At 58.5% G+C, this 23,389-nt stretch carries 14 protein-coding genes; 3 read left to right on the top strand and 11 right to left on the bottom strand.

The genetic code is table 11. The features are described from left to right. Window positions 1-78 precede the first annotated feature (78 nt). A complete protein-coding gene (locus ACSEMK_RS17485) occupies window positions 79-975 on the top strand; it encodes a DMT family transporter (protein ID WP_316424565.1) in 897 nt (298 codons plus the stop codon). Here ACSEMK_RS17485 and narI read toward each other — a convergent pair. From narI to ACSEMK_RS17460, 5 genes are all read right to left on the bottom strand, one after another. Beyond that, window positions 972-1,649, bottom strand: a complete 678-nt coding sequence (gene narI, locus ACSEMK_RS17480; RefSeq protein ID WP_015367083.1) for a respiratory nitrate reductase subunit gamma — start codon at window positions 1,647-1,649, stop codon at window positions 972-974. The two genes, ACSEMK_RS17485 and narI, sit on opposite strands and share 4 nt — an antisense overlap. Continuing rightward, complete coding sequence (gene narJ / locus ACSEMK_RS17475; RefSeq protein WP_430915278.1) at window positions 1,649-2,359, bottom strand: nitrate reductase molybdenum cofactor assembly chaperone; 711 nt, start codon at window positions 2,357-2,359, stop codon at window positions 1,649-1,651. Before narJ ends, narI begins: the two co-directional genes overlap by 1 nt. Next, complete coding sequence (narH, locus tag ACSEMK_RS17470) at window positions 2,356-3,891, bottom strand: nitrate reductase subunit beta (protein WP_087857950.1); 1,536 nt, start codon at window positions 3,889-3,891, stop codon at window positions 2,356-2,358. Before narH ends, narJ begins: the two co-directional genes overlap by 4 nt. Beyond that, window positions 3,888-7,631: a nitrate reductase subunit alpha gene (locus ACSEMK_RS17465; RefSeq protein ID WP_045393812.1), complete on the bottom strand. Its 3,744-nt coding sequence runs from the start codon at window positions 7,629-7,631 to the stop codon at window positions 3,888-3,890. The genes narH and ACSEMK_RS17465 overlap by 4 nt, the downstream gene beginning before the upstream one ends. 387 nt (window positions 7,632-8,018) lie before the next feature. Beyond that, window positions 8,019-9,407 (bottom strand): NarK family nitrate/nitrite MFS transporter, encoded by a 1,389-nt coding sequence (locus ACSEMK_RS17460; RefSeq protein WP_435336613.1) that lies wholly within the window; start codon window positions 9,405-9,407, stop codon window positions 8,019-8,021. 311 nt (window positions 9,408-9,718) lie between these two features. On the opposite strand from ACSEMK_RS17460, the gene narX reads away from it, so the two are divergent. Both narX and narL read left to right on the top strand, forming a co-directional pair. After that, a complete protein-coding gene (gene narX / locus ACSEMK_RS17455) occupies window positions 9,719-11,497 on the top strand; it encodes a nitrate/nitrite two-component system sensor histidine kinase NarX (RefSeq protein ID WP_213316722.1) in 1,779 nt (592 codons plus the stop codon). A gap of 10 nt (window positions 11,498-11,507) precedes the next feature. Then, window positions 11,508-12,158 carry a two-component system response regulator NarL gene (narL, locus tag ACSEMK_RS17450; RefSeq protein WP_015705094.1) on the top strand — a complete coding sequence of 217 codons (651 nt, stop codon included), beginning with the start codon at window positions 11,508-11,510 and terminating at the stop codon, window positions 12,156-12,158. On the opposite strand, the gene ACSEMK_RS17445 is transcribed toward narL, so the two are convergent. From ACSEMK_RS17445 to ACSEMK_RS17420, 6 genes are all read right to left on the bottom strand, one after another. After that, window positions 12,155-13,531: a YchO/YchP family invasin gene (locus ACSEMK_RS17445; RefSeq protein ID WP_213793777.1), complete on the bottom strand. Its 1,377-nt coding sequence runs from the start codon at window positions 13,529-13,531 to the stop codon at window positions 12,155-12,157. The two genes, narL and ACSEMK_RS17445, sit on opposite strands and share 4 nt — an antisense overlap. Window positions 13,532-13,662: 131 nt before the next feature. Beyond that, on the bottom strand, window positions 13,663-16,269 hold the full coding sequence (locus ACSEMK_RS17440; protein WP_430915280.1) for a molybdopterin-dependent oxidoreductase: 2,607 nt from the start codon (window positions 16,267-16,269) through the stop codon (window positions 13,663-13,665). Beyond that, window positions 16,269-20,336 carry a nitrite reductase large subunit NirB gene (gene nirB, locus ACSEMK_RS17435; RefSeq protein ID WP_430915281.1) on the bottom strand — a complete coding sequence of 1,356 codons (4,068 nt, stop codon included), beginning with the start codon at window positions 20,334-20,336 and terminating at the stop codon, window positions 16,269-16,271. Before nirB ends, ACSEMK_RS17440 begins: the two co-directional genes overlap by 1 nt. 6 nt (window positions 20,337-20,342) lie before the next feature. Further along, on the bottom strand, window positions 20,343-21,131 hold the full coding sequence (locus tag ACSEMK_RS17430; protein ID WP_430915282.1) for an ABC transporter ATP-binding protein: 789 nt from the start codon (window positions 21,129-21,131) through the stop codon (window positions 20,343-20,345). Window positions 21,132-21,140: 9 nt separating this feature from the next. Beyond that, on the bottom strand, window positions 21,141-22,025 hold the full coding sequence (ntrB, locus tag ACSEMK_RS17425) for a nitrate ABC transporter permease (RefSeq protein ID WP_430915283.1): 885 nt from the start codon (window positions 22,023-22,025) through the stop codon (window positions 21,141-21,143). A 1-nt stretch (window position 22,026) separates the two neighbouring features. Next, a complete protein-coding gene (locus tag ACSEMK_RS17420) occupies window positions 22,027-23,283 on the bottom strand; it encodes an ABC transporter substrate-binding protein (protein WP_430915284.1) in 1,257 nt (418 codons plus the stop codon). Between the last annotated feature and the right edge of the window lie 106 nt (window positions 23,284-23,389).

Genomic DNA, 23,389 nt, shown 5'->3' with positions numbered 1-23,389 from the left:
TTTGTTCTTACCTTAATTCAGATATATCAAGCTGTCAGGCTTTTCACGACAATAATGGAAAACTTCTGGAGGTGATATATGCAGCTTTCTCGTGGTGTCTGGCAAATGAGTCTGGCGATGATGATTTCCGGCTCGATTGGCGCGTTCGTGCTGCTCTCAGGGTTACCGGTGATTGATGTGGTGTTCTGGCGTTGTCTTATTGGCGCGGTCGCATTACTGCTGTTTATTTTGTTAAGTCGACAGCCATTCAGCCGCCTGACGCGCTTCACCCTGGCGCTGGCAATCCTTGGCGGCGTCGCGCTGGTCATTAACTGGCTGCTGCTTTTTGCCGCCTACTCACGCGTTTCTATTGGGATGGCCACCGTGGTCTACAATACCCAGCCTTTTATGCTGGTATTACTGAGCATGATGCTGGGTGAAAAGGTAAGCGCGGTAAAATGGGGATGGTTACTCCTGGCCTTTAGCGGCGTGGTGATTCTGCTGTCGAGCGAACTGACTCCCGCCCACAGCGATAATCTCGTCACCGGTATTATCCTGGCATTAGGCGCGGCATTTTTTTATGCCCTGACCGCCATTATTGCCCGCAAACTGCAGCCGCTACCGGCGCAGCATATCGCTTTTATTCAAGTTATCGTCGGCACGGTGATGCTTTTACCGCTGGTTCATCACCCCGAATTTAACAGCCATTTTCCCTGGCGCTATTTGTTAATCCTCGGCATCGTCCATACCGGGATTATGTACCAGCTTTTATATAGCGCGATTCAAAAATTGCCAACGCCGGTCACCGGTTCGCTCTCGTTTATCTATCCGCTGGTGGCCATTCTGGTTGACTATCTGGTTTTCCATCATGCGCTGGCGCCGCTGCAGTTGGCTGGAGGGGTACTGATTCTGCTTGCCGCTGCCGGCAACAACCTTGGTTGGGGCGAAAAAAAACCCCGCCATGGCGGGGTGAGTCAGCCGTCGCGAATGAACTAGCGACGCGCGCGCACAATCTGGTATTTGCGCGTCAGGTACTCGACCGGCGCGCTCCAGATGTGAACCAGACGAGAGAACGGGAACAGCAGGAACAGCGTCATCCCCAGCACCAGGTGAACGCGGAAGACAAACGCCACGCCATCGAGATGCTGCGAAGCTCCGCCGTGGAAGGTGACCACCGACTGCGCCCAACCGACCAGTTTCATCATTTCGCTACCGTCCATATGCTGGGCGGAGAATGGAATGGTCAGCAGTCCCAGCGCGCATTGCACCATCAACAACGAGAGGATCAGAATATCCGCTGTGGTGGTGGTAGCGCGAACGCGTGGGCTCAGCAGACGGCGCTTGAGCAGCAGTAAACCGCCCACCAACGTCATCACGCCGCACGCGCCGCCGGCAAACATGGCCATCTTCTGCTTCACGTCGATCGGCAGGAAGGACTCATACATCCAGTGCGGGGTCAGCATGCCGAGGAAGTGACCGGCGAAAATACCCAGGATCCCAATATGGAACAGGTTTGACGCCAGGTTCATCCCTTTACGATCCAGCATCTGACTGGAGGCGGCGCGCCAGGTGTACTGACCGTAGTCGTAGCGCAGCCAGCTGCCAATAAGGAACACCGAACCCGCAATGTACGGATAAATGTCAAAGAAGAACATATTCAGGAAGTGCATTAGTGCTGTCCTCCGTTAGAGATATTCAAATATTGCGGGGCCACGGCTCCGGCAAAACGACGCTGGTGAGCGGAAATCTCCGACTCGCCGCAGCCCTGGTCGGCAAAGAATTTGACCTGCTCTTCTTCCCAAACGGCATCCAACGCCTGCGGCGTATCGTCGCGGGCCTCGTCGGCGATCTTCTCCGCCACTTTCTGGCTATCGACCTGAGTATTGGCAAGCTTCAACAGCAGCTCGAACAGCATCGCATAGCGGCTTTCGCGCTGTTGCAGACGCGCGCTGAGCAGGCCGAGGATCGGCGCAACGTCCCGCAGGCCGCCAAGCGCTTCCTCTTCCGGCAGCTGCGCCAGATACTCCAGATACAGCGGCAGGTGATCCGGCAGCTCATGGCTGTCCAGCAGCAGGCCGTGGCGCTCGTACTGCGCCATCAGGTCGACCATCGCCTGCCCGCGATCGCGGGACTCGCCGTGGACATGTTCAAACAGCAGCAGCGAAGTAGCACGGCCGCGGTCAAACAGCTCGCTGTACGCAGACTGGGCGTCCAGCGGATCCTGAGCCACTAAATCGCGCAGGAAAACGCCCAGCGCCTGGGCATCTTCTTTGGCGAGTTTTTCCGATGACGCGAGAGCCTCGAACATCTCCTTCTGATGCTGCCATAAGGCAGCGTCAGGGTATTCGAGCAGACGCGACACAATCACGAGTTCAATCATGAGTGCGGCTCCGTTTTGCTGGTAACGTCAATGGCGTCGATACGACGGCTGTTGAACAGGTTGAATTCGCTATCAGAACCATGGCAACCATCGCCGAAGGTAAAGCCGCAGCCGCTCTTCTCCGGGAAGGCATCGCGGGCCTGTTCACGATGGCTACTCGGCACCACGAAACGGTCTTCGTAGTTAGCGATGGCCAGATAGCGGTACATCTCCTGCGCCTGCGCTTCGCTCAGCCCCACCTCTTCCAGCGCGCGGGTATCAACGACGCCGTCGACGGTTTCCGCACGTTTGAAGTGGCGCATCGCCAGCATACGTTTCAGCGCCAACAGTACCGGCTGGGTATCGCCCGCGGTCAGCAGGTTCGCCAGATACTGGACTGGAATACGCAGGCTTTCTACGTCCGGCAGGATCCCGTTGCTACCCAGTTCGCCCGCATCGGCGGCGGACTGAATCGGCGACAGAGGCGGCACATACCAGACCATTGGCAGGGTGCGATATTCCGGGTGCAGCGGCAGCGCCAGCTTCCAGTCCATCGCCATTTTGTAAACCGGCGACTGCTGCGCGGCTTCAATGACCCCCTGCGGGACGCCATCTTTTAACGCCTGCTCAATCACTTTTGGATCGTTTGGATCGAGGAAGACGTCCAGCTGACGCTGATACAGATCTTTCTCGTTCTCGGTGCTGGCGGCGTTTTCAATCGCGTCCGCGTCGTATAGCAGGACACCGAGATAGCGGATACGGCCCACACAGGTTTCGGAACACACCGTCGGCATGCCTGATTCAATACGCGGGTAGCAGAAGATGCATTTCTCGGATTTCCCGCTCTTCCAGTTGAAGTAGATCTTCTTGTACGGGCAGCCGGTGATGCACATACGCCAGCCGCGGCACTTGTCCTGGTCGATCAGGACAATACCGTCCTCTTCACGCTTATAGATGGCGCCGCTCGGGCAGGTCGCGACGCACGCCGGGTTCAGGCAGTGCTCGCACAGGCGCGGCAGATACATCATGAAGGTGTTTTCGAACTGGCCGTACATCGCCTTCTGCATGTTTTCGAAGTTCTGGTCTTTGGCGCGTTTTTCAAACTCGCCGCCGAGGATCTCTTCCCAGTTCGGGCCGCTGGTAATTTTGTCCATCCGCTGGCCGGTAATCAGCGAGCGCGGACGAGCGATCGGCTGATGTTTGCTTTCCGGCGCGTTATGCAGATTCTGGTAGTCAAAATCAAACGGCTCGTAGTAATCATCGATTCCCGGCAGATGCGGGTTGGCGAAGATTTTACCCAGCAGCATCGCGCGGTTGCCCATACGCGGCTGCAGTTTTCCGTTGATTTTGCGGATCCAGCCGCCTTTCCATTTTTCCTGGTTTTCCCAGTCGTTCGGGAAACCGACGCCCGGCTTACTTTCTACGTTGTTGAACCAGGCGTACTCCATCCCTTCACGACTGGTCCAGACGTTTTTGCAGGTTACGGAGCAGGTATGGCAGCCGATGCATTTATCGAGATTCAGCACCATGCCGACTTGTGAACGAATTTTCATTTTACGCTCTCCTGTACCTGGTCATTACCTTCGCCGTCTAACCAGTTAATGTTCTTCATCTTACGTACCACAACAAACTCATCGCGGTTGGAACCGACGGTGCCATAGTAGTTAAAGCCGTAGGCCAGGTGGCCGTAGCCGCCGATCATATGGGTCGGTTTTGGCGTAATACGGGTAACCGAGTTGTGGATACCGCCGCGCTGACCGGTGACTTCAGAGCCCGGCAGGTTAACGATACGTTCCTGCGCGTGGTACATCATGGTCATTCCGGCCGGTACGCGCTGGCTCACTACCGCACGCGCCGTCAGGGCGCCGTTGGCGTTAAATACTTCGATCCAGTCGTTATCTTCGATACCCAGATCTTTCGCGTCCGCTTCGCTCATCCAGACGATCGGCCCGCCGCGCGACAGGGTCAGCATCAGCAGGTTATCGCTGTAGGTCGAGTGAATCCCCCACTTCTGGTGCGGCGTCAGGAAGTTAAGAGCCTTCTCTGGATTGCCGTTGGACTTCTCGCCCATCACCGCTTTCACCGAACGGGTGTCAATCGGCGGACGATAGACCAGCAGGCTTTCGCCAAAGTCGCGCATCCACTGGTGATCCTGATACAGCGACTGACGGCCGGACAGCGTACGCCACGGGATCAGCTCGTGAACGTTGGTATAACCGGCGTTATAGGAGACATGTTCGTCTTCCAGGCCAGACCAGGTCGGGCTGGAGATGATCTTACGCGGCTGCGCCTGAATATCGCGGAAGCGGATCTTCTCGTCTTCTTTATTCAGCGCCAGGTGCGCATGCTCGCGGCCGGTAAATTCGCTCAGCGCTTTCCACGCCTTCACGGCTACCTGACCGTTGGTTTCCGGCGCCAGAGTGAGGATCATCTCGGCGGCGTCGATAGCGGTCTCCAGCTTCGGCTGGCCTTTCGCCGGGCCTTCCGCCTTGGTGTAGTTAAGCTTACGCAGCAGATCCATCTCGCTCTGGGTATTCCAGGCGATACCTTTACCGCCGTTGCCGATGGTTTCCAGCAGCGGGCCGATAGAGGTGAAGCGCTCGTAGGTCGCCGGGTAATCGCGCTCGACCGGAATAATATGCGGAGCGGTTTTACCTGGGATCAGGTCACATTCGCCTTTTTTCCAGTCTTTAACGTCAAACGGCTGCGCCATTTCCGCGGCGGAATCGTGCTGAATCGGCAGCGTCACGACGTCGGTTTCTTTGCCGAGGTGGCCTACGCAGACTTCAGAGAATTTCTTAGCGATACCTTTATAGATGTCCCAGTCGCTTTTGGATTCCCAGGCCGGGTCAACGGCGGCAGACAGCGGGTGAATAAACGGATGCATATCCGAGGTATTCATATCGTCTTTTTCGTACCAGGTTGCGGTCGGCAGTACGATGTCGGAGTACAGACAGGTGCTCGACAGACGGAAGTCGAGCGTGACGACCAGATCCAGTTTGCCGTCAAGACCGTTATCCCGCCACTCGACTTCTTCCGGCTTCACGCCACCCTGCTTGCCAAGGTCCTTGCCCTGAATACCGTTCTCGGTACCCAGCAGGTACTTGAGCATATATTCATGGCCTTTACCGGAGGAGCCCAGCAGGTTGGAACGCCAGATAAACAGGTTACGCGGATGGTTTTTACCGTTCTCCGGCTGTTCGGCCGCAAAGCGAATAGACCCCTCTTTCAGCGATTTCACGGTGTAATCGACCGGCGTCATGCCGGCTTTCTTCGCTTCGTCAGCAATACGCAGCGGGTTCACGCCCAGCTGCGGCGCCGACGGCAGCCAGCCCATACGCTCAGCGCGCACGTTGAAGTCGATCAGATGTCCGCTGTAGCGGGATTTATCCGCCATCGGCGACAGCAGTTCCTGCGCGGTGACCGTTTCATAACGCCACTGGCTGGAGTGGTTATAGAAGTACGATGTACTGTTCATGTGGCGTGCCGGACGCTGCCAGTCGAGGGCGAACGCCAGCGGCTGCCAGCCGGTCTGCGGACGCAGTTTTTCCTGACCAACGTAATGCGCCCAGCCACCGCCGCTCTGGCCAACGCAGCCGCAGAAGATCAGCATGTTGATCAGCCCGCGGTAGTTCATGTCCAGGTGGAACCAGTGGTTCAGGCCCGCACCGACGATAATCATCGAGCGGCCATGGGTCTTATCGGCGTTATCGGCAAATTCACGAGCGGTACGGATGATATGCGCGCGGGGTACGCCGGTGATTTTTTCTGCCCAGGCCGGAGTGTACGCTTTGACGTCATCGTAGCTGGTGGCGCAGTTTTCATCGTTCAGACCGCGCTCCAGGCCGTAGTTCGCCATGGTCAGGTCATAAACGGTGGTCACCAGCGCGGTGGAGCCGTCGGCCATCTGCAGGCGTTTTACCGGCAGTTTGTGCAGCAGAATGTTTTCGAGGTCGACTTTGTTGAAATGCTCGGAACCTTCGCCGCCAAAGTATGGGAAGCCGACGTTGGCGATATCGTCGTGGCTGCCAAGCAGGCTCAGACGCAGTTCAATCTCTTCGCCGGTTTTACCATCGCGCTGCTCGAGGTTCCACTTGCCTTTGTCACCCCAGCGGAAGCCCAGAGAACCGTTAGGTACGGTCATTTCGCCCTTCTCGTCAAAGGCGACGGTTTTCCATTCCGGATTCTGCTCCTGGCCCAGGGAGTCAACCAGGTCGGCAGCACGCAGCATACGGCCAGCGGCATAGTAGCCATCGCGCTCTTCGAGCATAACCAGCATCGGCATGTCGGTGTAGCGGCGTACGTAATCAGTGAAGTACTGGCTCGGTTTATCGAGGTGGAACTCACGCAGCATAACGTGGCCCATCGCCAGCGCCATCGCGGCATCAGTTCCCTGCTTCGGCGCCAGCCACAGATCGCAGAGCTTGGCGATTTCGGCATAGTCCGGAGTAATCGCCACGGTTTTGGTCCCTTTATAGCGAACTTCGGTAAAGAAGTGCGCGTCCGGGGTACGGGTCTGCGGGACGTTGGAGCCCCAGGCGATGATATAGCTGGAGTTGTACCAGTCGGCGGATTCCGGCACGTCGGTCTGTTCGCCCCAGGTCATCGGCGAGGCCGGCGGCAGGTCACAGTACCAGTCGTAGAAGCTCAGGCAGGTACCGCCAATCAGCGACAGGTAACGGGCGCCGGACGCATAGGAAACCATAGACATCGCCGGGATTGGCGAGAAGCCTGCCACGCGGTCTGGACCGTAAGTTTTGACGGTGTAGACGTTTGAGGCGGCAATCAGTTCGTTCACTTCTTTCCATGAAGAACGAACAAAACCGCCGCGGCCGCGGGCCTGTTTAAAGCTTTTCGCTTTATCGGCATCTTCAATAATAGAAGCCCATGCCTCAACCGGATCGCTATGCTGAACTTTCGCTTCACGCCACATCTTCATCAGACGCTTACGCATCAGCGGATATTTCAGGCGGTTAGCGCTATACAGATACCAGGAGTAGCTGGCGCCGCGCGGGCAGCCGCGTGGCTCATGGTTCGGCAGATCGGGGCGGGTGCGCGGATAATCGGTCTGCTGGGTTTCCCAGGTGACCAGGCCATTTTTGACATAAATTTTCCAGCTGCATGAGCCGGTGCAGTTCACACCGTGAGTGGAACGCACGATTTTGTCATGCTGCCAACGCTGGCGGTATCCATCCTCCCAATCCCGGTTGGTTTTAAGAAGCTGGCCGTGCCCATCGGCAAAGGTTTCACCCTTCTGTTTGAAGTAGCGAAACCGGTCCAGAAATTTACTCATCGGGTTTCTCCTGATATGGAGCCTGACGGCTCTCTGATAAATCGACATTGCTGGATTTGCAGCGAAAATAGCGCCATGCCGGAGGAGGAGAATTGATGGCGATCAATGCGAAATAGCTTATAAATCCACACCCCACCCACAGATACCACCAAAGTAGTAACGATATTTATTAAATATCCAATTGTTTTATAAGGATTATTTTAAATATGACAGAATGTTAACCGGGATTTATGCCACGCTTAGGTATTAAGTGGTAGATAGCATATCGATAGTTATCTCCCTGAATTCAACAACCTTGCGCAGATTAAAAGTATGTTGTAACTAACAACAAATAATAAAAAGGGCGCACCCTGTGGCGCGCCCTGTCACTTACCGTTAAGAAAAGACTTATTTCTGTTTACGGCCGTATACCGCCCAGGTGATCACTACGCAGGCAATATAGAACACGAGGAAGACTTTCATTGCCCCGGCCGGCGAGCCGGTCAGATCCAGCGAAATACCAAACGCTTTCGGAATAAAGAAACCACCAATCGCGCCAATCGCCGAAATAAAGCCCAGCGCCGCGGCGGTATCCGTTGCCGCTTCACGCATCGCCTGCGCTTCGCTACCACCCTGCGCTTTCACGCGATCCATCGTAAGCTTACGGAAAATAACGGAAATCATCTGGAAGGTGGAGGCGCTGCCCAGTCCGGCGGTCAGGAACAGCACCATAAATACCGCGAAGAAGGCGATGAAGTTGCCGCCATGACCGTTGGTCGGCAGAGTCAGGAACAGTAACGCGCAGAAAACCGCCATCACCACGAAGTTCACCAGCGTCACGCGGGTTCCGCCGAGTCGGTCGGAAATCGCGCCGCCCATCGAGCGCGCCAGCGCGCCAATAAACGGACCGAAGAAGGCATAGTGCAGGATCTGCACGTCCGGGAACTGGGTTTTAGACAGCATCGCAAACCCGGCGGAGAAACCGATGAAGGATCCGAAGGTCGCCAGATACAGCAGCGCCATAATCCACAGATGCAGGCGTTTAAGTACCGGCAACTGTTCGCTCAGTGACGCTTTCGAGGCCGACAGGTCGTTCATAAAGAACCACGCTGCCAGGGTAAAGATAATCAGGAAAGGCACCCAGATCCACGCGGCGTTTTCCAGATACAGCATTGAGCCATCCGGTTGCTCGCTACCGCTTCCGCCAAATACGGCAAAGATAGAGAGCGAGACCACCAGCGGCGCAACCAGCTGCATCACGCTGACGCCCATGTTGCCAAGCCCCCCGTTAACACCCAGCGCGCCGCCCTGCTTTTCTTTCGGGAAGAAGAAGCTGATATTCGCCATACTGGATGCAAAGTTAGCGCCGGCAAAGCCGCACAGCAGAGAGATAATTACGAACACGCTAAACGGCGTAGAGGTATCCTGTACCGCGAAGCCCAGCCATACGCACGGAATAATCATGATGCCGGTACTAAAGGCCGTCCAGCGGCGGCCGCCGAACAGCGGGACCATAAAGGCATAAGGTACGCGCAGCAATGCGCCGGAAAGGGCCGGGAGCGCGGTCAGCATAAACAGCTGATCGGTAGTAAACTGAAAGCCAACTTTATTAAGATTCACGGCGACGGCGCTGAACAACATCCAGACGCAGAACGCCAGTAAAAGGCAGGGAACGGAGATCCACAAATTACGGCTCGCCACACGGTGGCCGCGCTGTTGCCAAAACTCAGGATCTTCAGGACGCCAGTCGGTGATGACTGAGCTGTTAGCCTTCTCCGGGATTGAAGAGTGACTCATAGATACCTCTGATTATTCATATTTCCTGATGCTACCTTAGGGGTTGCTCAAGGCTGTAAGTTGATATAAATCAAAGGAAAAGCGCGGGCCATTTTGTGCAAAAATAAATCATGCTCCGAAGTGAGTAGATAATTATGAGAAAAAAAGTGTGGTTTTTCACGCGGCTGCCGGGTTTCTGGTTATCCCTCCCACCACGGCGTCTACCACCGACAATTAAGGAGTAATACCTTAGGGGTATGGGTATACTCCAGGGGATAGCTGAGAATAAGCGCCACTCCCGGAGAGATGACCCATCAGGAGCCACCCATTCCATGTTAAAACGTCTTTTTACGCCGCTCACGTTGGTTAATCAGCTGGCGTTAATCGTGCTGCTCGCCACCATCATCGGCGTGGCCGGCATGGCGATATCCGCCCGCCTGGTGCATGGGGTGCAGGGCAGCGCCCACGCCATTAACAAGGCCGGCTCGTTGCGTATGCAGAGCTACCGCCTGCTGGCGGCTATTCCGCTAACGGACAACGATCAAAAACTGTTTAACGATATGACCGCTACCGTTTTCAGCCCGGAGTTGCAATACTCCGCGCGTCGTGACGGCCAGGAAGTCCAGCTGAAAGCGCTACAGCAATATTGGCAGTTGTCGCTGGGACCAGGTATGAAACAGGCCGTCAGGCAAAGCGACGTGGCACAGGATGTCGCCGATTTTGTCGACCGTATTGACCAATTGGTGACCGCCTTCGACCACACCACCGAACAACGTATCGAGCGCGTGGTCTGGATCCACCGGATCCTCGCCGTTGGCATGGCGCTGCTGCTGATCTTTACCATCATCTGGCTACGCGCCCGTCTGCTGCGACCGTGGAAACAGTTACTGGGTATGGCGCGGGCGGTCAGCCAGCGCGACTTTACCCAGCGCGCGCATATTAGCGGGCGCAACGAAATGGCGACCCTCGGCATGGCGTTGAATAACATGTCGGAAGAGCTGGCGGAAAGCTACGCCGTGCTTGAACGGCGGGTACAGGAAAAGACCGCCGGCCTCGAGCAGAAAAACGAGATCCTGGCCTTTTTATGGCAGGCCAACCGTCGGTTACACTCCAGCGCCCCGCTGTGCGAGCGCATCTCACCGGTGCTGAACGGTCTGCAAGGGCTGACGTTGCTACGTGATATTGAAGTGCGGGTGTATGACCTCGAGGATGAAGACAATCATCAGGAGTTTGCCTGCCACTCCGATATCGAATGCGATGATAAAGGCTGCTATCTGTGTCCGCGCGATCTTCCCCCGCTGCCGGATGGCGGCACGACGTTGAAATGGCGACTTTCAGACGCGCATAATCAATATGGCATTCTGCTGGCAACGCTGCCGGTTGGCCGCCATCTCAGCCATGACCAACAGCAACTGGTGGATACGCTGGTGGAGCAGTTGACCAGCACCCTGGCGCTGGATCGCCATCAGGAAAAACAGCAGCAGCTCATCGTGATGGAAGAGCGTGCGACCATCGCCCGCGAGCTTCACGACTCTATCGCCCAGTCACTCTCGTGCATGAAGATGCAGGTGAGCTGTCTGCAGATGCAGGGCGATAGCCTGCCGGATGAAAGCCGGCTGCTGTTGGGGCAGATCCGCAACGAACTCAATACCTCATGGGCGCAGCTAAGGGAGCTGTTAACCACCTTCCGCCTGCAGCTTACCGAGGCGGGTCTGCGCCCGGCGCTGGAGGCCAGTTGTCAGGAGTACAGCGCGCACTTTGGTTTCACGGTACAACTGGATTATCAGTTGCCGCCGCGTTTTGTCCCGTCGCATCAGGCGATTCACCTGCTGCAGATCGCCCGCGAGGCGTTAAGCAATGCGTTGAAGCATGCCAACGCGACGGAAGTCACCGTGACCGTGTCACAACGCGATAATCAGGTACGTTTAGTCGTTGCCGATAACGGCCGCGGGGTACCGGAAAACGCGGAGCGAAGTAACCATTACGGTTTAATTATTATGCGGGATCGCGCGCAAAGCTTGCGCGGCGACTGTCAGGTGCGCCGCCGGGAGACCGGCGGTACCGAAGTCGTGGTGACGTTTATCCCGGAAAAATCGTTTTCAATCCAATAAGGAGACCCCTATGAGTCAACAGGAACGGGCAACCATCCTTCTCATTGATGATCATCCCATGCTGCGCACTGGCGTAAAGCAACTGGTTAGCATGGCGCCGGACATTCAGGTTATCGGCGAAGCCAGTAATGGCGAACAAGGTATCGAACTGGCGGAATCGCTGGATCCGGACCTGATTCTACTGGACCTTAATATGCCGGGCATGAACGGCCTCGAAACGCTCGACAAGCTGCGGGAAAAATCGCTCTCCGGCCGCGTAGTGGTATTCAGCGTCTCCAATCATGAAGAGGACGTAGTGACCGCCCTGAAACGCGGCGCCGACGGCTACCTGTTGAAAGATATGGAACCAGAAGATTTGCTGAAAGCGCTGCAGCAGGCCGCTGCGGGCGAAATGGTATTAAGCGAAGCGTTAACCCCGGTACTGGCCGCCAGCCTGCGCGCTAATCGCGCCACGTCCGACCGCGACATCAGCCAGCTGACCCCGCGCGAGCGCGATATCCTGAAGCTGATTGCCCAGGGCCTGCCGAACAAAATGATTGCCCGCCGCCTGGATATCACCGAAAGCACCGTTAAAGTGCACGTGAAACACATGCTGAAGAAAATGAAGCTGAAATCACGGGTTGAAGCCGCCGTCTGGGTTCACCAGGAACGGATCTTCTAAGGCGATTCCGTCCAGGAAACGTCGGGAGCCGTAAACGTCACCAGCGGCTCGGTCAGCGCCAGTGCGATCTCATTGGAAGAGACGCGCTGACCCGATTTATCTTCAACCACCACCGACAGACGCCAGCGATTCACCGCGCCCGGCTCGCTGTTCCAAACCGGCATAATGATGCTCCAGCCATCCGCACTGTTGGCATTAACCGGCGGCGTCAGGCTTAGCGCCTGAGTATCCCCCTGCCAATGCAGCGATTTAATGCCGTGCAGGCTATTAATTTGCAGCTTCAGCTGTACCGTTTCGCCGGAGTGCAAATCCCACGGCGGCGTCGCCAGATACACCGTCAGATTCTTACGCTGTCGATATTCCACTACCGGCAGATTATCGCGTTCCGGGCTATCGTAGCGGCTGCCGCGCAGCGAGTTGCTGATAGCCACTTCATCCGCCGCCAGTTGCTGTTTCAGCGGTACCCCAAAACGATAATTCAGCTTCAGGCCGACATTATTCTGGCTGACGCCATTTTCACCCTGTTTGTGTTTAGCGGTGACCGTCACCAGCGGTACCGGGGTGTAATTCAGTCCCACCGAAACCGCCACCGGATTGTGATATCCGGTACCGGAATGAAACAGATCGACACTATCGCCGAAATACTGTTCAACGCTGACGCTGGTATTGATGTGCTGATAAAATGGCAATCGCGCCTGGGCAGTGACGTCATAGCCGACGGCCATCCGCTGTTCCTGAGTCTGGTTTTCCCGCAACTGCCAGTCGCCAAGTGGGTGGTAATAGTTGGCCGATAAGCGCAAGTACTCGCCCCAGGCTTCCGCGCCGATACTGCCGCGCGCCAGACTCTCGCTGAGCACTTTGTCGTAAAAGGAGTTATAGCCCAGCAGCCAGCCACCGACACGCCAGCGCTGGCCGAGCCCAACATTGCCCACCAGATCGTTCTCGCGCCGGGTAACCGAATATTGATTCCAGGTGAGGTAACGTTCATTGTCCTGCAGCGGCACAAACCAGCTCCCCTTGCTGCCGGTGAAGTTACCCTCTTTATCCACCAACAGGTCGATATTGGCATTCCCCCACGGCGACAGCCAGTTTTCCAGATGATGGCTGAACTCATTGCCGATTTTGCCTATGGCGAACATTCGCGCCTGCTCGCCGGTGGTGAGTCCGTTATCGCTCATGCTGGCTTCGCCGAATTTCTTGGCCATCTCGGCGAAATGTTTGGCATCGTCGTCGACCTGCGGCGCTATCCCTAAATCAGGCAGCGTAGTTTGCGGCGGCATACTGCTATCGTTGGCAATCAGCGCCCAGGCGGGAGCGCCTGTCAGCAGCAGGAGAAGCGTCAGTGATGGGGTTAAGCGGTACGGCAAAGGCATCAAACGGATTAACGTAAGCTCACGGGGAATAACAACATCACGTTAGTTTATCGTTTTTTGCCCTTCCCCGCAGCCCTGTAGGCCATTCCAGGAATAAACTGAAACCGGTTGGCGTTTGCTTTCCCCTATCATCAAACCGGCGTTCGAGTTTGATTTGCCGCCAGCAGCGCTTTGAGTTCCGGAATACAGGAACCACAGTTGGTGCCGCACTTGAGCTTCGCGCCAAGCGCCTCTACGCTGACGCAACCGCCGGCAACCGCCTCGCCGATCTGCCGCTCACCGATACTAAAGCAACTGCAGATAGTCTGCCCACGCGGCGCGCTGTCGCCGCCCTTACGGCCGCTGAGCAACGCATGGCGTAGCCCGGCGGTCTGCGGCGGCGTCCGGAACGCCGTATACAGCCATTCAGCATCGATTTGCGGCGGCTTAATATCGCTCCAGCAGCCGAGCATCAATTGTCCGTCGTGCCAGGCCAGTAGGTTCCACAGCCCACCGCCTTCGGCAATTTGCAACTGCCATCCCTGTTTGCGACACCACTCGCTCAGCCAGCTTTGCGGGCCGGTGTCCGCGGCCAGCGACAAATGGCTGAGCCCTACCGCCGCCCGCCGCCGCCAGTGCAGCGAGGATGGCAACGGCAAGGGCTCGCGAGATAATAGCTCCCCTTGCCACAGCGGCCGCCACGGCGCTATTGCTACCGCCGACTGCTTGCTCTCCGGCTGGCCGGAATGCGGATCGGTGACCGCCGCCAGTAAATTATTGACCCGTCCCTGGCGGGCAAACTGATTATTCCAGTGCATCGGCACAAAGAGCGAACCGGCGCGCTGCCCTTCGCTAACTATCACCTTTGCAATCATCACGCCGTGGCGCGACCAGACGCGAGCCAGTTCTCCCTCACGTAATTCAAATCGACGAGCATCGGCAGGCGCCACCTCGACGACCGGTTCGGCAATATGCTGCATCAACCGCGGTATGTCGCCGGTGCGGGTCATGGTATGCCACTGATCGCGAATACGTCCGCTATTGAGGATCAATGGATAAAATGCCTCGGTCCGCGCCCGGGTCGGCTGCGGCGACACCGGCACCATCCGCAACCTGCCGTCGCCGTGCCAGCCCTCCGTTAACCGCCAGGGCGCTGCGCTGCGGCTCACCGGCCAGCGCACCGGCGCCAGGGCATCCCACGACTCCCGGCTGAGGTCCGCCAGCCCGCCAATATCAAACGCCCGCAGGCCGTCATTTTCAAACCCTGAGAGCGCCGCGTGTTCACAAAACACCTCATGCGGATGTTGCCATGAAAAAGCCCGGGCATAACCTAATTCGGCGGCGAGACGGGAAATGATCCACCAGTCGGCTTTCGCCTCCCCCGGCGGCGGCAAAAAAGCCCGCTGACGCGAAATTCGCCGCTCCGAGTTAGTCACGGTACCGTTTTTTTCGCCCCATGCCAGCGCCGGAAAGCGGATATGGGCAAAGCGACCGGTATCAGTATTGGCGGCGACATCGGAGACCATCACCAGCGGACACCTGGACAGCACCTGACTCACCGCGTGGCTATCGGGCAGTGAGACCACCGGATTGGTCCCCATAATCCACACCGCTTTGACCTCGCCGCGTCCAATCGCGGCGAAGAGTTCGACGGCGGTTAGCCCCGGCGTCTGCGCCAGTCGCTCGCTGCCCCAAAAGCGCGCTAATCGCTGCAGGTCCTGCGGCTCAAAATTCATATGCGCCGCCAGCATCGTCGCCAGCCCCCCCACTTCACGCCCGCCCATGGCGTTGGGTTGACCGGTCAGCGAAAACGGCCCGCAGCCACGGCGGGCAAACTTCCCGCTGGCAAGATGGACATTGATAATCGCGTTGCACTTATCGCTGCCGCTGGCGGACTGATTAATTCCCATGGTGTACAGCGTGATAGCGCGCGGTGCAGCGATAAAATCACGATAAAAGCGAGCCACCTGCTCCGGCGGCAGGCCGCAGAAAGCGGCCGCTTTTTCCACGCTCCATTGCGCGGCGATGGTCAGCGCCTGCCGCTGGTCGCGAAAACCCGCCGCCATTTCACCGCTGGCGGCAATAGCATTAAGCAGGCCGACAAATAGCCCGCCATCGCTACCGGGCGCCAAGGCCAGATGATCGTCGGCAATATCGCAGGTCGCGGTGCGTCGCGGATCCACCACCACGATCCGCAACCGCGGATTATCGCGTTTCGCCTGCGCCAACCGCTGATAGAGAACCGGATGCGCCCAGGCGGCGTTGGAGCCCACCAGCACCACCAGATCGCTTTGCTCGACATCTTCATAGCTGCACGGCACGACGTCCGCGCCGAGCGCCCGCTTATAGCCAGTGACCGCCGATGACATACATAACCGCGAATTCGTATCGATATTGGCGGCGCCGATAAAGCCCTTCATCAACTTGTTGGCGGCGTAATAATCCTCAGTTAACAGCTGACCGGAAGCGTAAAACGCGACCGCCTTCGGGCCGTAGCGCTCAATAATGTCGCGCAGACGTGAACCCGCCTCCGCCAGCGCCTGCGGCCAGCCGACCGCCCGGCCATCGACTTCAGGATGTAATAATCGCCCGGTAAGCGAGGTCGTTTCCCCAAGCGCCGCCCCTTTTACGCACAAGCGGCCAAAGTTGGCAGGATGGTTTTCATCGCCGCGAATCGTGACGGTTCCGCTGGGTTCAACGCGGGCGATAACCCCGCAGCCGACGCCACAGTATGGGCAGGTGGTTCGGGTTTCGCTCATCAGCTCGCCTCCGCGCGCAGCAGCAATGCCTGGTTGCCGACCCACACTTTGCCCTGTTCGATCTTCACCGGCCACGCGCGCACCGACGGCTCGCCGCTGTCGTACAAGCGACCATCTCGCAAGCGAATCCGCTGTTTATACAGCGGCGAAATAACGATCGGCTCGCCGCCCGCGTCGCCTAAAATGCCGCGCGATAACACGTTGGCCTCGCTGCCGGGTTCCTGGTTATCCAGCGCATAAACTTGCTCGCCGAAGCGGAACAGCGCAATTTGCCGCTCGCCGAGGCGCGCGCCGATCCCCGCCTGCGGCGGGATCGCGTCCAGATCGCAGATCGCCTGCCACGGCCGCGACGGCAGGGCCGGTTGCCCAAGCCCTTGCGGCGCCACCAGCTGCGGCTGACCGCGCAGGATTTGCCGCTGCACCGCCTCATCGGCCTCATCGCTGTTAACGTAGGAACGGAATAGCGCCAGCCGCTGTGGATCGTTCAGGGTGGTCTGCCATTCGCACTGGTAGCTATCCACCACCCGCGCCATCTCCTGCTCCAGCTCATCGCCGATACCGAGACTATCGTGCAAGATCACCTCGCGTAGATACGCCACGCCGCCTTCAAGGTTATCCATCCAGCTACTGGTGCGCTGCAGGCGGTCGGCGGTGCGAATATAAAACATCAACAACCGATCGACGGTACGGATTAGGCTGGCGTCATCAAGGTCACTCGCAAAGAGGTCCGCATGGCGCGGTTTCATCCCGCCGTTGCCGCAGACGTAAAGATTCCAGCCCTTTTCAGTCGCAATAACCCCGATGTCTTTACCTTGCGCTTCGGCACATTCGCGGGTACAGCCCGAGACCGCCATTTTGATTTTGTGCGGCGCGCGCAGCCCCTTGTAACGATGTTCAAGCCTTACCGCCAGCCCCGTTGAATCCTGAACCCCATAGCGGCACCAGGTCGAGCCGACGCAGGATTTTACCGTGCGTAATGATTTGCCGTAGGCGTGTCCGGTTTCAAATCCCGCCGCCGCCAGTTCGCGCCAGATGTCCGGCAGTTGCTCCAGCCGCGCGCCAAACAGGTCGATACGCTGTCCTCCGGTCACTTTACTGTACAGCTGGTAACGTTTGGCGATCTGGCCGATAGCGATAAGCCCGTCCGGTGTCACTTCGCCTGCGGCCATCCGCGGCACCACCGAGTAAGTACCGTCTTTCTGAATATTGGCGAAGTAGCGATCGTTGGTGTCCTGCAGCGGCAGATGCGCCGGTTTCAGCAGATACTCATTCCAGCAGGAGGCCAGTACCGACGCCACCAGCGGTTTACACACTTCACAGCCGTGGCCCTGCCCGTAACGGCTAATGAGCTGATCGAAGGTATGGATGTGGTTGACTCGTACCAGATGATAGATCTCCTGCCGCGACCACGGAAAATGCTCGCAGATATCTTTTTTAACCTCGACGCCCTGCCCGGCAAGCTGGTGTTCCATCACCTGTTTGACCAGCGCGCTACAGCCCCCGCAGCCGGTCGCCGCTTTAGTGCAGCTTTTTATCGCCGCCATATCGCCCGCTCCTGCGCTGACCGCCTGGCAAATGTCCCCCTTACTGACGTTATGGCAAGAGCAAATCTGCGCGCTATCCGGCAGCGCCGCCACGCCCAGCGCTTTCGTCGTGGCCCCATCCATCGCGGGGAGGATCAGACTTTCCGGACGAGACGGTAGCGCCATGCCGTTCAGCATCATCTGCAACAGCGTCGCGTAGTCACCGGCATCGCCCACCAGTACGCCGCCCAGCAGCGTTTTGCCATCAGCGCTAACAACGATCTTTTTGTAGATCTGCCGCGGACCATCGGTCCATTGATAGCTCTGGCAACCAGCTGTACGTCCGTGAGCATCGCCAAACGACGCCACATCCACGCCGAGCAGTTTGAGTTTGGTGCTCATATCGGCGCCGCTAAAGCGGGCCGCTTCGCCAGCCAACTGCGCCGCTGCGGTGCGCGCCATGTGATAGCCCGGCGCCACCAGGCCATAAATTTTGTTGTCCCACAGCGCGCATTCGCCAATCGCCAATATATCTGCGTCCGAGGTCCGGCAGTGGTCATCGATACCGATACCGCCGCGTTCGCCGATTGCCAGGCCTGCGCCGCGCGCCAGCGCATCCTGCGGGCGGATCCCGGCGGAAAAGACCACCATATCGGTCTGCAGCGTATCGCCATCGGCAAAGTTAAGCTGCAGCCCCTCGGCGGTGCGCACTATCGCGGTCGTCGCTTTGCTGGTGTGCACGCCAACCTCCAGATCGAGAATTTTCTCCCGCAGCATCGCCGCGCCGCCGTTATCCAACTGCACCGCCATCAGGTTGGCGGCGAACTCCACCACATGGGTCTTAAGCCCCAACTGTTTTAATGCGTTAGCGGCTTCCAGCCCCAACAGCCCGCCTCCGATGACCACCCCGCTCTGCGCAGTGGCGGCGCGGGCGGCAATGCGGTCAAGATCGTCAAGCGTACGATAGACGAAGCAGCCTTCTTCATCGTTACCGGGGATTGGCGGCACGAAGGGATAGGAGCCGGTCGCCAGCACCAGCTTATCCCAATGGGTTTCATGGCCGTGGGCATCGCGCACGATTCGCGCCGGACGATCGATTTCCGCGATCGTCTCCCCTAGCCGCAGCTCAATCCCGTACTGGCTAAAAAAGTCTCCCTCTACCAGCGATAGCGACTCTGCGCTGCGCCCGGCGAAATATTCCGAGAGATGAACCCGGTCATAGGCGGCATAGCGCTCTTCGCCAAAAACCACGATACGGTACTGCTGGTGCAGGTTCCGGCTCACGCATTGCTCAAGAAAATGGTGGCCGACCATGCCGTGTCCGACCAGCACTAATACAGGTTTAGTCATCGTCATTTTTCCTGCAGCCCGCGGCTGCGTTATAGATGGGTCAAAAAGCCACTCCGCTGAAGGAGACCTATCGCTGCCGAGCAGCGCGGTAAGCGGCGCCGCCTGCTGGCAGTCGCCCAGCAGCAGCACGCCGTGCAGCCGGCCATCGCGGATCAGCAGGCGACGGTAGTGGCGATCGATGGGGTCCCAACTGCTGTAGATCTGGTCCTGCTCGCCGGCCTGCTGTTCGCCAGCGCTAAAAAACTCGATACCGGTGACCTTCAACCGGGTACCGCCGTCCTGCCAGCTGAACTCTTCGCCGGGAGCCCCGCACAGGCGTTCAACTAACACATCGGCCTGGCGCAAACAGGGAGCCACCAGTCCCCAGGTTTGGCCGTCAATCTCACAACACTCGCCGATAGCGCTGATCCCTGGCAGCGAGGTCGCCATCCGGCGGTCGACGATAATCCCCCGCTGGCAGGCTACGCCGCTGCGCGTCGCCAGACGGATATCCGGCCGCACGCCGGTGGCTAACACCACCCGGCTGGCGGCAAAAGCGCGCCCGTCTTCCAGCCGCACATGCTGTTCGTCAATAGCGGCAATTCGGCTCTCCAGCACGCAGCGGATGCCGCGTGCCTCAAGCTGTTGTTTTAACTGTTCCGCAGCGAAAGCATCGGTAAGTGGCTCCATCAAACCGCTACCGCGATGGAGTAGCGTCACTTCCCCACCGTGACGGCGCAGCGCCGCCGCGGCCTCCACGCCCAGTACGCCGCCGCCGATTACCACCGCCGGGCCGGGGATTGCAAGGATGTCTTTAACATCCGCCAGGGTGCGAAAGGCGAATACCTGAGGGCGCTCAATGCCCGCCAGCGACGGGATAAACGGCTGCGATCCGGTGGCGAACACTAGTTCATCCCATCCCAGCCAGTCGCCGCCGACGCGTAGTCTTCTCCCGGCGACATCCACTTCGCTTACCGCCTCGCCAAGCCGCACGCGGACACCATGCTGTGCGTACCACTCCGTCGGCAGCAGTTGTATTTGCGCCGCCGTTTTTTCCCCGCCGAGTACCGGCGAGAGCTGAATGCGGTTGTAGGCCGGCTGCGGTTCATCGCCGATTAGCGTGATGATGAAACGCCCCTGCGCGCGCGCCGCCAGCTTCTCAGCCAGCCGGGTTGCCGCCATACCGTTGCCGATAATCACCAGTCGCCGCATCATTCCGCCTTACGCCGCTTTCGGCTGCTTTTCGTAGAGGAAATGGAGGATCTGCTGACGCAGGTGGTGGTAGTGTTTATCATCCGCCAGTTGGACCCGGTTACGTGGACGCGGCATATTAACGTCAAGGATCTCGCCGATCGTCGCGGCCGGGCCATTGGTCATCATTAACACCCGGTCGGAAAGCAGTACCGCCTCATCGACGTCGTGGGTGATCACGACAATGGTGGTGTTTAGTTCCTCCTGGATGTGCATTACCGCATCCTGCAGATGGGCTCGGGTGAGCGCGTCCAGCGCGCCAAAAGGCTCATCAAGCAGTAACACTTTTGGCTTCATCGCCAGCGCGCGCGCGATGCCAACGCGCTGCTTCATACCGCCGGAGATCTCCCCCGGCCGTTTGTGCAGCGCGTGCCCCATCTGTACTCGCTGTAAATTGTGCTCAATCCACTCCCGGCGCTCTGCCTTGCTCATGGTACGGCGAAACACCTGATCCACCGCCAGCGCCACGTTGTCAAAACAGCTCAGCCATGGCAGCAGCGAATGGTTCTGGAACACCACCGCCCGTTCAGGCCCCGGCCCGGAAATTTCACGGTTATCGCATAGCAGCCCGCCCTCAGTGGGCTGGGTAATCCCGGCAATCAGATTCAACAGCGTGGATTTGCCGCATCCGGAGTGGCCAATCAGGCTGATGGTTTCCCCTTCGTGAATATCAAATGAGACGTTTTGCAGCGCCAGGAACTCGCCGCTGGCGGTGTTAAAGCGTTGACTGACGGCCTGCACCTGAATTAATGGTTTCATAGCGACTCCTTATTTTTCCTGCCAACTGAAGCGGCGAGCGAGCAATATGAGCCCCTGTTCGAGCAGCAGGCCGACGACGCCGATAATGACGATAGCGATGATGATGTTTTCCACATTGAGGTTGTTCCATTCATTCCAGATCCAAAACCCAATACCCAACCCACCGGTCAGCATCTCGGCGGCGACGATCACCAGCCAGGCAATGCCTATCGACAGCCGCACGCCGGTTAATACCGCGGGCAGCACTGCCGGAAAGAGGATTTTGCGCATCACCGTCCATTCCGACAGCTGCAGCACGCGAGCCACATTGAGATAGTCCTGCGGTATGCGCCTGACGCCTTCCGCGGTGTTAATGACCATCGGCCAGATAGAGCAGATAAAAATGGTCCCGCTGGAAGCCGGCTCCGCCTTCTGAAACAGCAGCAGGCCAATCGGTAACCACGCCAACGGACTCACCGGGCGCAGCAGCGCGATAAGCGGATTAAACATTCGCGCAAAGAACAGCGAGCGGCCGATAAGAAAGCCCAGCGGAATACCGGCCAGCGCCGCCAAACCAAAGCCCACCGCGACCCGTTGCAGCGAAGCCAGCACGTTCCAGCCGATGCCCATGTCGTTCGGTCCGTCGCGGTAGAACGGGTCGGAAAACAGCGTCAGCGCCGAATCCAGGGTGCTCAGCGGCGTCGGGAAGCCTTTCGTACCAAGCGCCGCCAGCTGCCAGCCGAGCAGCAGCAGACCCAGGCCCAGTAGCGGCGGCAGCAGACGTTGCAGCGCGGCGTTCAGCCAGCGCCTGGCGGACGGCGTAGCTTTGCGCACCTGCAACGGCGGCAGGACAATGATTTCGCCCGGCGCGGGTGAGGTCTGCGTGCGCGGCTGCGTGTTAATGGCTGGTTTCATCTCATGCCCCCTTATGTTGAATGGCGAAACTGGCGGCGTACCCTTCCGGGTCGACGCCGTTCCACACTTTGCCGTCCAGCAGCGTGCTGCTGCGTAGCGTTTGCGTTGGCGCAGTGATACCGCCCACGGCCTGCGCCGCCTCTTTCCACAGGTCGATGCGGTTGATACGCTGCGCTACCGCCTGGTAATCCGGCGCGTTTTTCAGCAGGCCCCAGCGGCGGAATTGGGTTAAGAACCACATGCCGTCGGAGAGCCACGGATAGCTGGCTTCGCCCTGCTGAAAGAAGCGCATGGGGTGATCGTCGCGCCAGCGTTTGCCGATGCCGTTGTCGTATTCGCCAAGCATTCGACCGCTAAGGTACTGTTCTTTGGTGTTGAGCCACGCGCGTCTGGCGAGGATCCGCGCGGTTTCGCGGGTGTTGTCGGCAGACGCTTCAATCCAGCGCTGTGCCTCCAGCAGCGCCGCCACCAGCGCCCTTGCGGTATTTGGGTAGCGCGCCACCCAATCGCTGCGCGCGCCGAGGATTTTTTCCGGATGATCCGCCCAGATCTGCTGGCTGGTTGCCGCCGTAAAGCCAATGCGATCGTTAATCGCACGCGCGTTCCACGGTTCGCCAACGCAGAAGCCAACCATATTGCCGATGCGCATGTTCATTACCATTTGCGGCGGCGGCACGACCACCATGCGCACATCGGCGAAGGGGTCGATACCGGCGTTCGCCAGCCAGTAATAGAGCCACATCGCATGGGTGCCGGTAGGAAAGGTGTGGGCGAAGGTGTAGCTGCCCGGCGCTTTTTGGTCGATCAGCCGCTTGAGCCCATGACTATCGCTCACGCCTTGCGCCTGCAGGTCACTTGAGAGGGTGATCGCCTGACCGTTGCGGTTCAGGGTCATCAGGTTGGCCATCGACTGCGGCTTGCCGGCGATACCAAGCTCAAGGCCATACAGCATGCCGTAGAGGATATGCGCCGCATCGAGTTCGCCGGCAACCAGCTTATCGCGCACCGCCGCCCAGCTGGCCTCCTTACTTGGCTGCAGGCTGATGCCATACTTTTTATCGAATCCTTTCAGTGCCGCGATCGCCAGCGGCGCGCAGTCGGTTAGCGGGATGAATCCAACCCGCACGGTGGCCAACTCCGGTTTATCGGAACCCGCCGCCCACGCCGCCTGCATCACGCCGGGCAGCAGCATAGCGCCGCCCAGCGCCGCCCCGGCCTGCAAAAAACGCCGTCGTGAAATAAAAACTTTATCGCCCATAGCCGCTCCAGAACGCGCAAAAAAAAGCGCCCGGCAGTGCTTTCGCACCGCAGGACGCCTTTATCCAGAGACCCTCAGACCGCCGTTGGTCCGTTATCTCAAATTG

The sequence above is a fragment of the Klebsiella sp. K-3 genome, from assembly GCF_051207495.1.
In the GTDB taxonomy this organism is placed as follows: Bacteria; Pseudomonadota; Gammaproteobacteria; order Enterobacterales; family Enterobacteriaceae; genus Klebsiella; species Klebsiella aerogenes.
Note: the sequence above shows the minus strand (reverse complement) of the source record. Positions and strands in the feature narration are given on the sequence as shown.

Excerpts from the sequence above, each read along its gene's own strand:
- ACSEMK_RS17440 (WP_430915280.1), bottom strand. The coding sequence starts at position 16,269 with ATGAGCGAAACCCGAACCACCTGCCCATACTGTGGCGTCGGCTGCGGG.
- narX (WP_213316722.1), top strand. The coding sequence starts at position 9,719 with ATGTTAAAACGTCTTTTTACGCCGCTCACGTTGGTTAATCAGCTGGCG.
- ACSEMK_RS17420 (WP_430915284.1), bottom strand. The coding sequence starts at position 23,283 with ATGGGCGATAAAGTTTTTATTTCACGACGGCGTTTTTTGCAGGCCGGG.
- narI (WP_015367083.1), bottom strand. The coding sequence starts at position 1,649 with ATGCACTTCCTGAATATGTTCTTCTTTGACATTTATCCGTACATTGCG.
- ACSEMK_RS17460 (WP_435336613.1), bottom strand. The coding sequence starts at position 9,407 with ATGAGTCACTCTTCAATCCCGGAGAAGGCTAACAGCTCAGTCATCACC.
- ACSEMK_RS17430 (WP_430915282.1), bottom strand. The coding sequence starts at position 21,131 with ATGAAACCATTAATTCAGGTGCAGGCCGTCAGTCAACGCTTTAACACC.
- ACSEMK_RS17445 (WP_213793777.1), bottom strand. The coding sequence starts at position 13,531 with ATGCCTTTGCCGTACCGCTTAACCCCATCACTGACGCTTCTCCTGCTG.
- ACSEMK_RS17465 (WP_045393812.1), bottom strand. The coding sequence starts at position 7,631 with ATGAGTAAATTTCTGGACCGGTTTCGCTACTTCAAACAGAAGGGTGAA.
- nirB (WP_430915281.1), bottom strand. The coding sequence starts at position 20,336 with ATGATGCGGCGACTGGTGATTATCGGCAACGGTATGGCGGCAACCCGG.
- ntrB (WP_430915283.1), bottom strand. The coding sequence starts at position 22,025 with ATGAAACCAGCCATTAACACGCAGCCGCGCACGCAGACCTCACCCGCG.
- ACSEMK_RS17485 (WP_316424565.1), top strand. The coding sequence starts at position 79 with ATGCAGCTTTCTCGTGGTGTCTGGCAAATGAGTCTGGCGATGATGATT.
- narJ (WP_430915278.1), bottom strand. The coding sequence starts at position 2,359 with ATGATTGAACTCGTGATTGTGTCGCGTCTGCTCGAATACCCTGACGCT.
- narL (WP_015705094.1), top strand. The coding sequence starts at position 11,508 with ATGAGTCAACAGGAACGGGCAACCATCCTTCTCATTGATGATCATCCC.
- narH (WP_087857950.1), bottom strand. The coding sequence starts at position 3,891 with ATGAAAATTCGTTCACAAGTCGGCATGGTGCTGAATCTCGATAAATGC.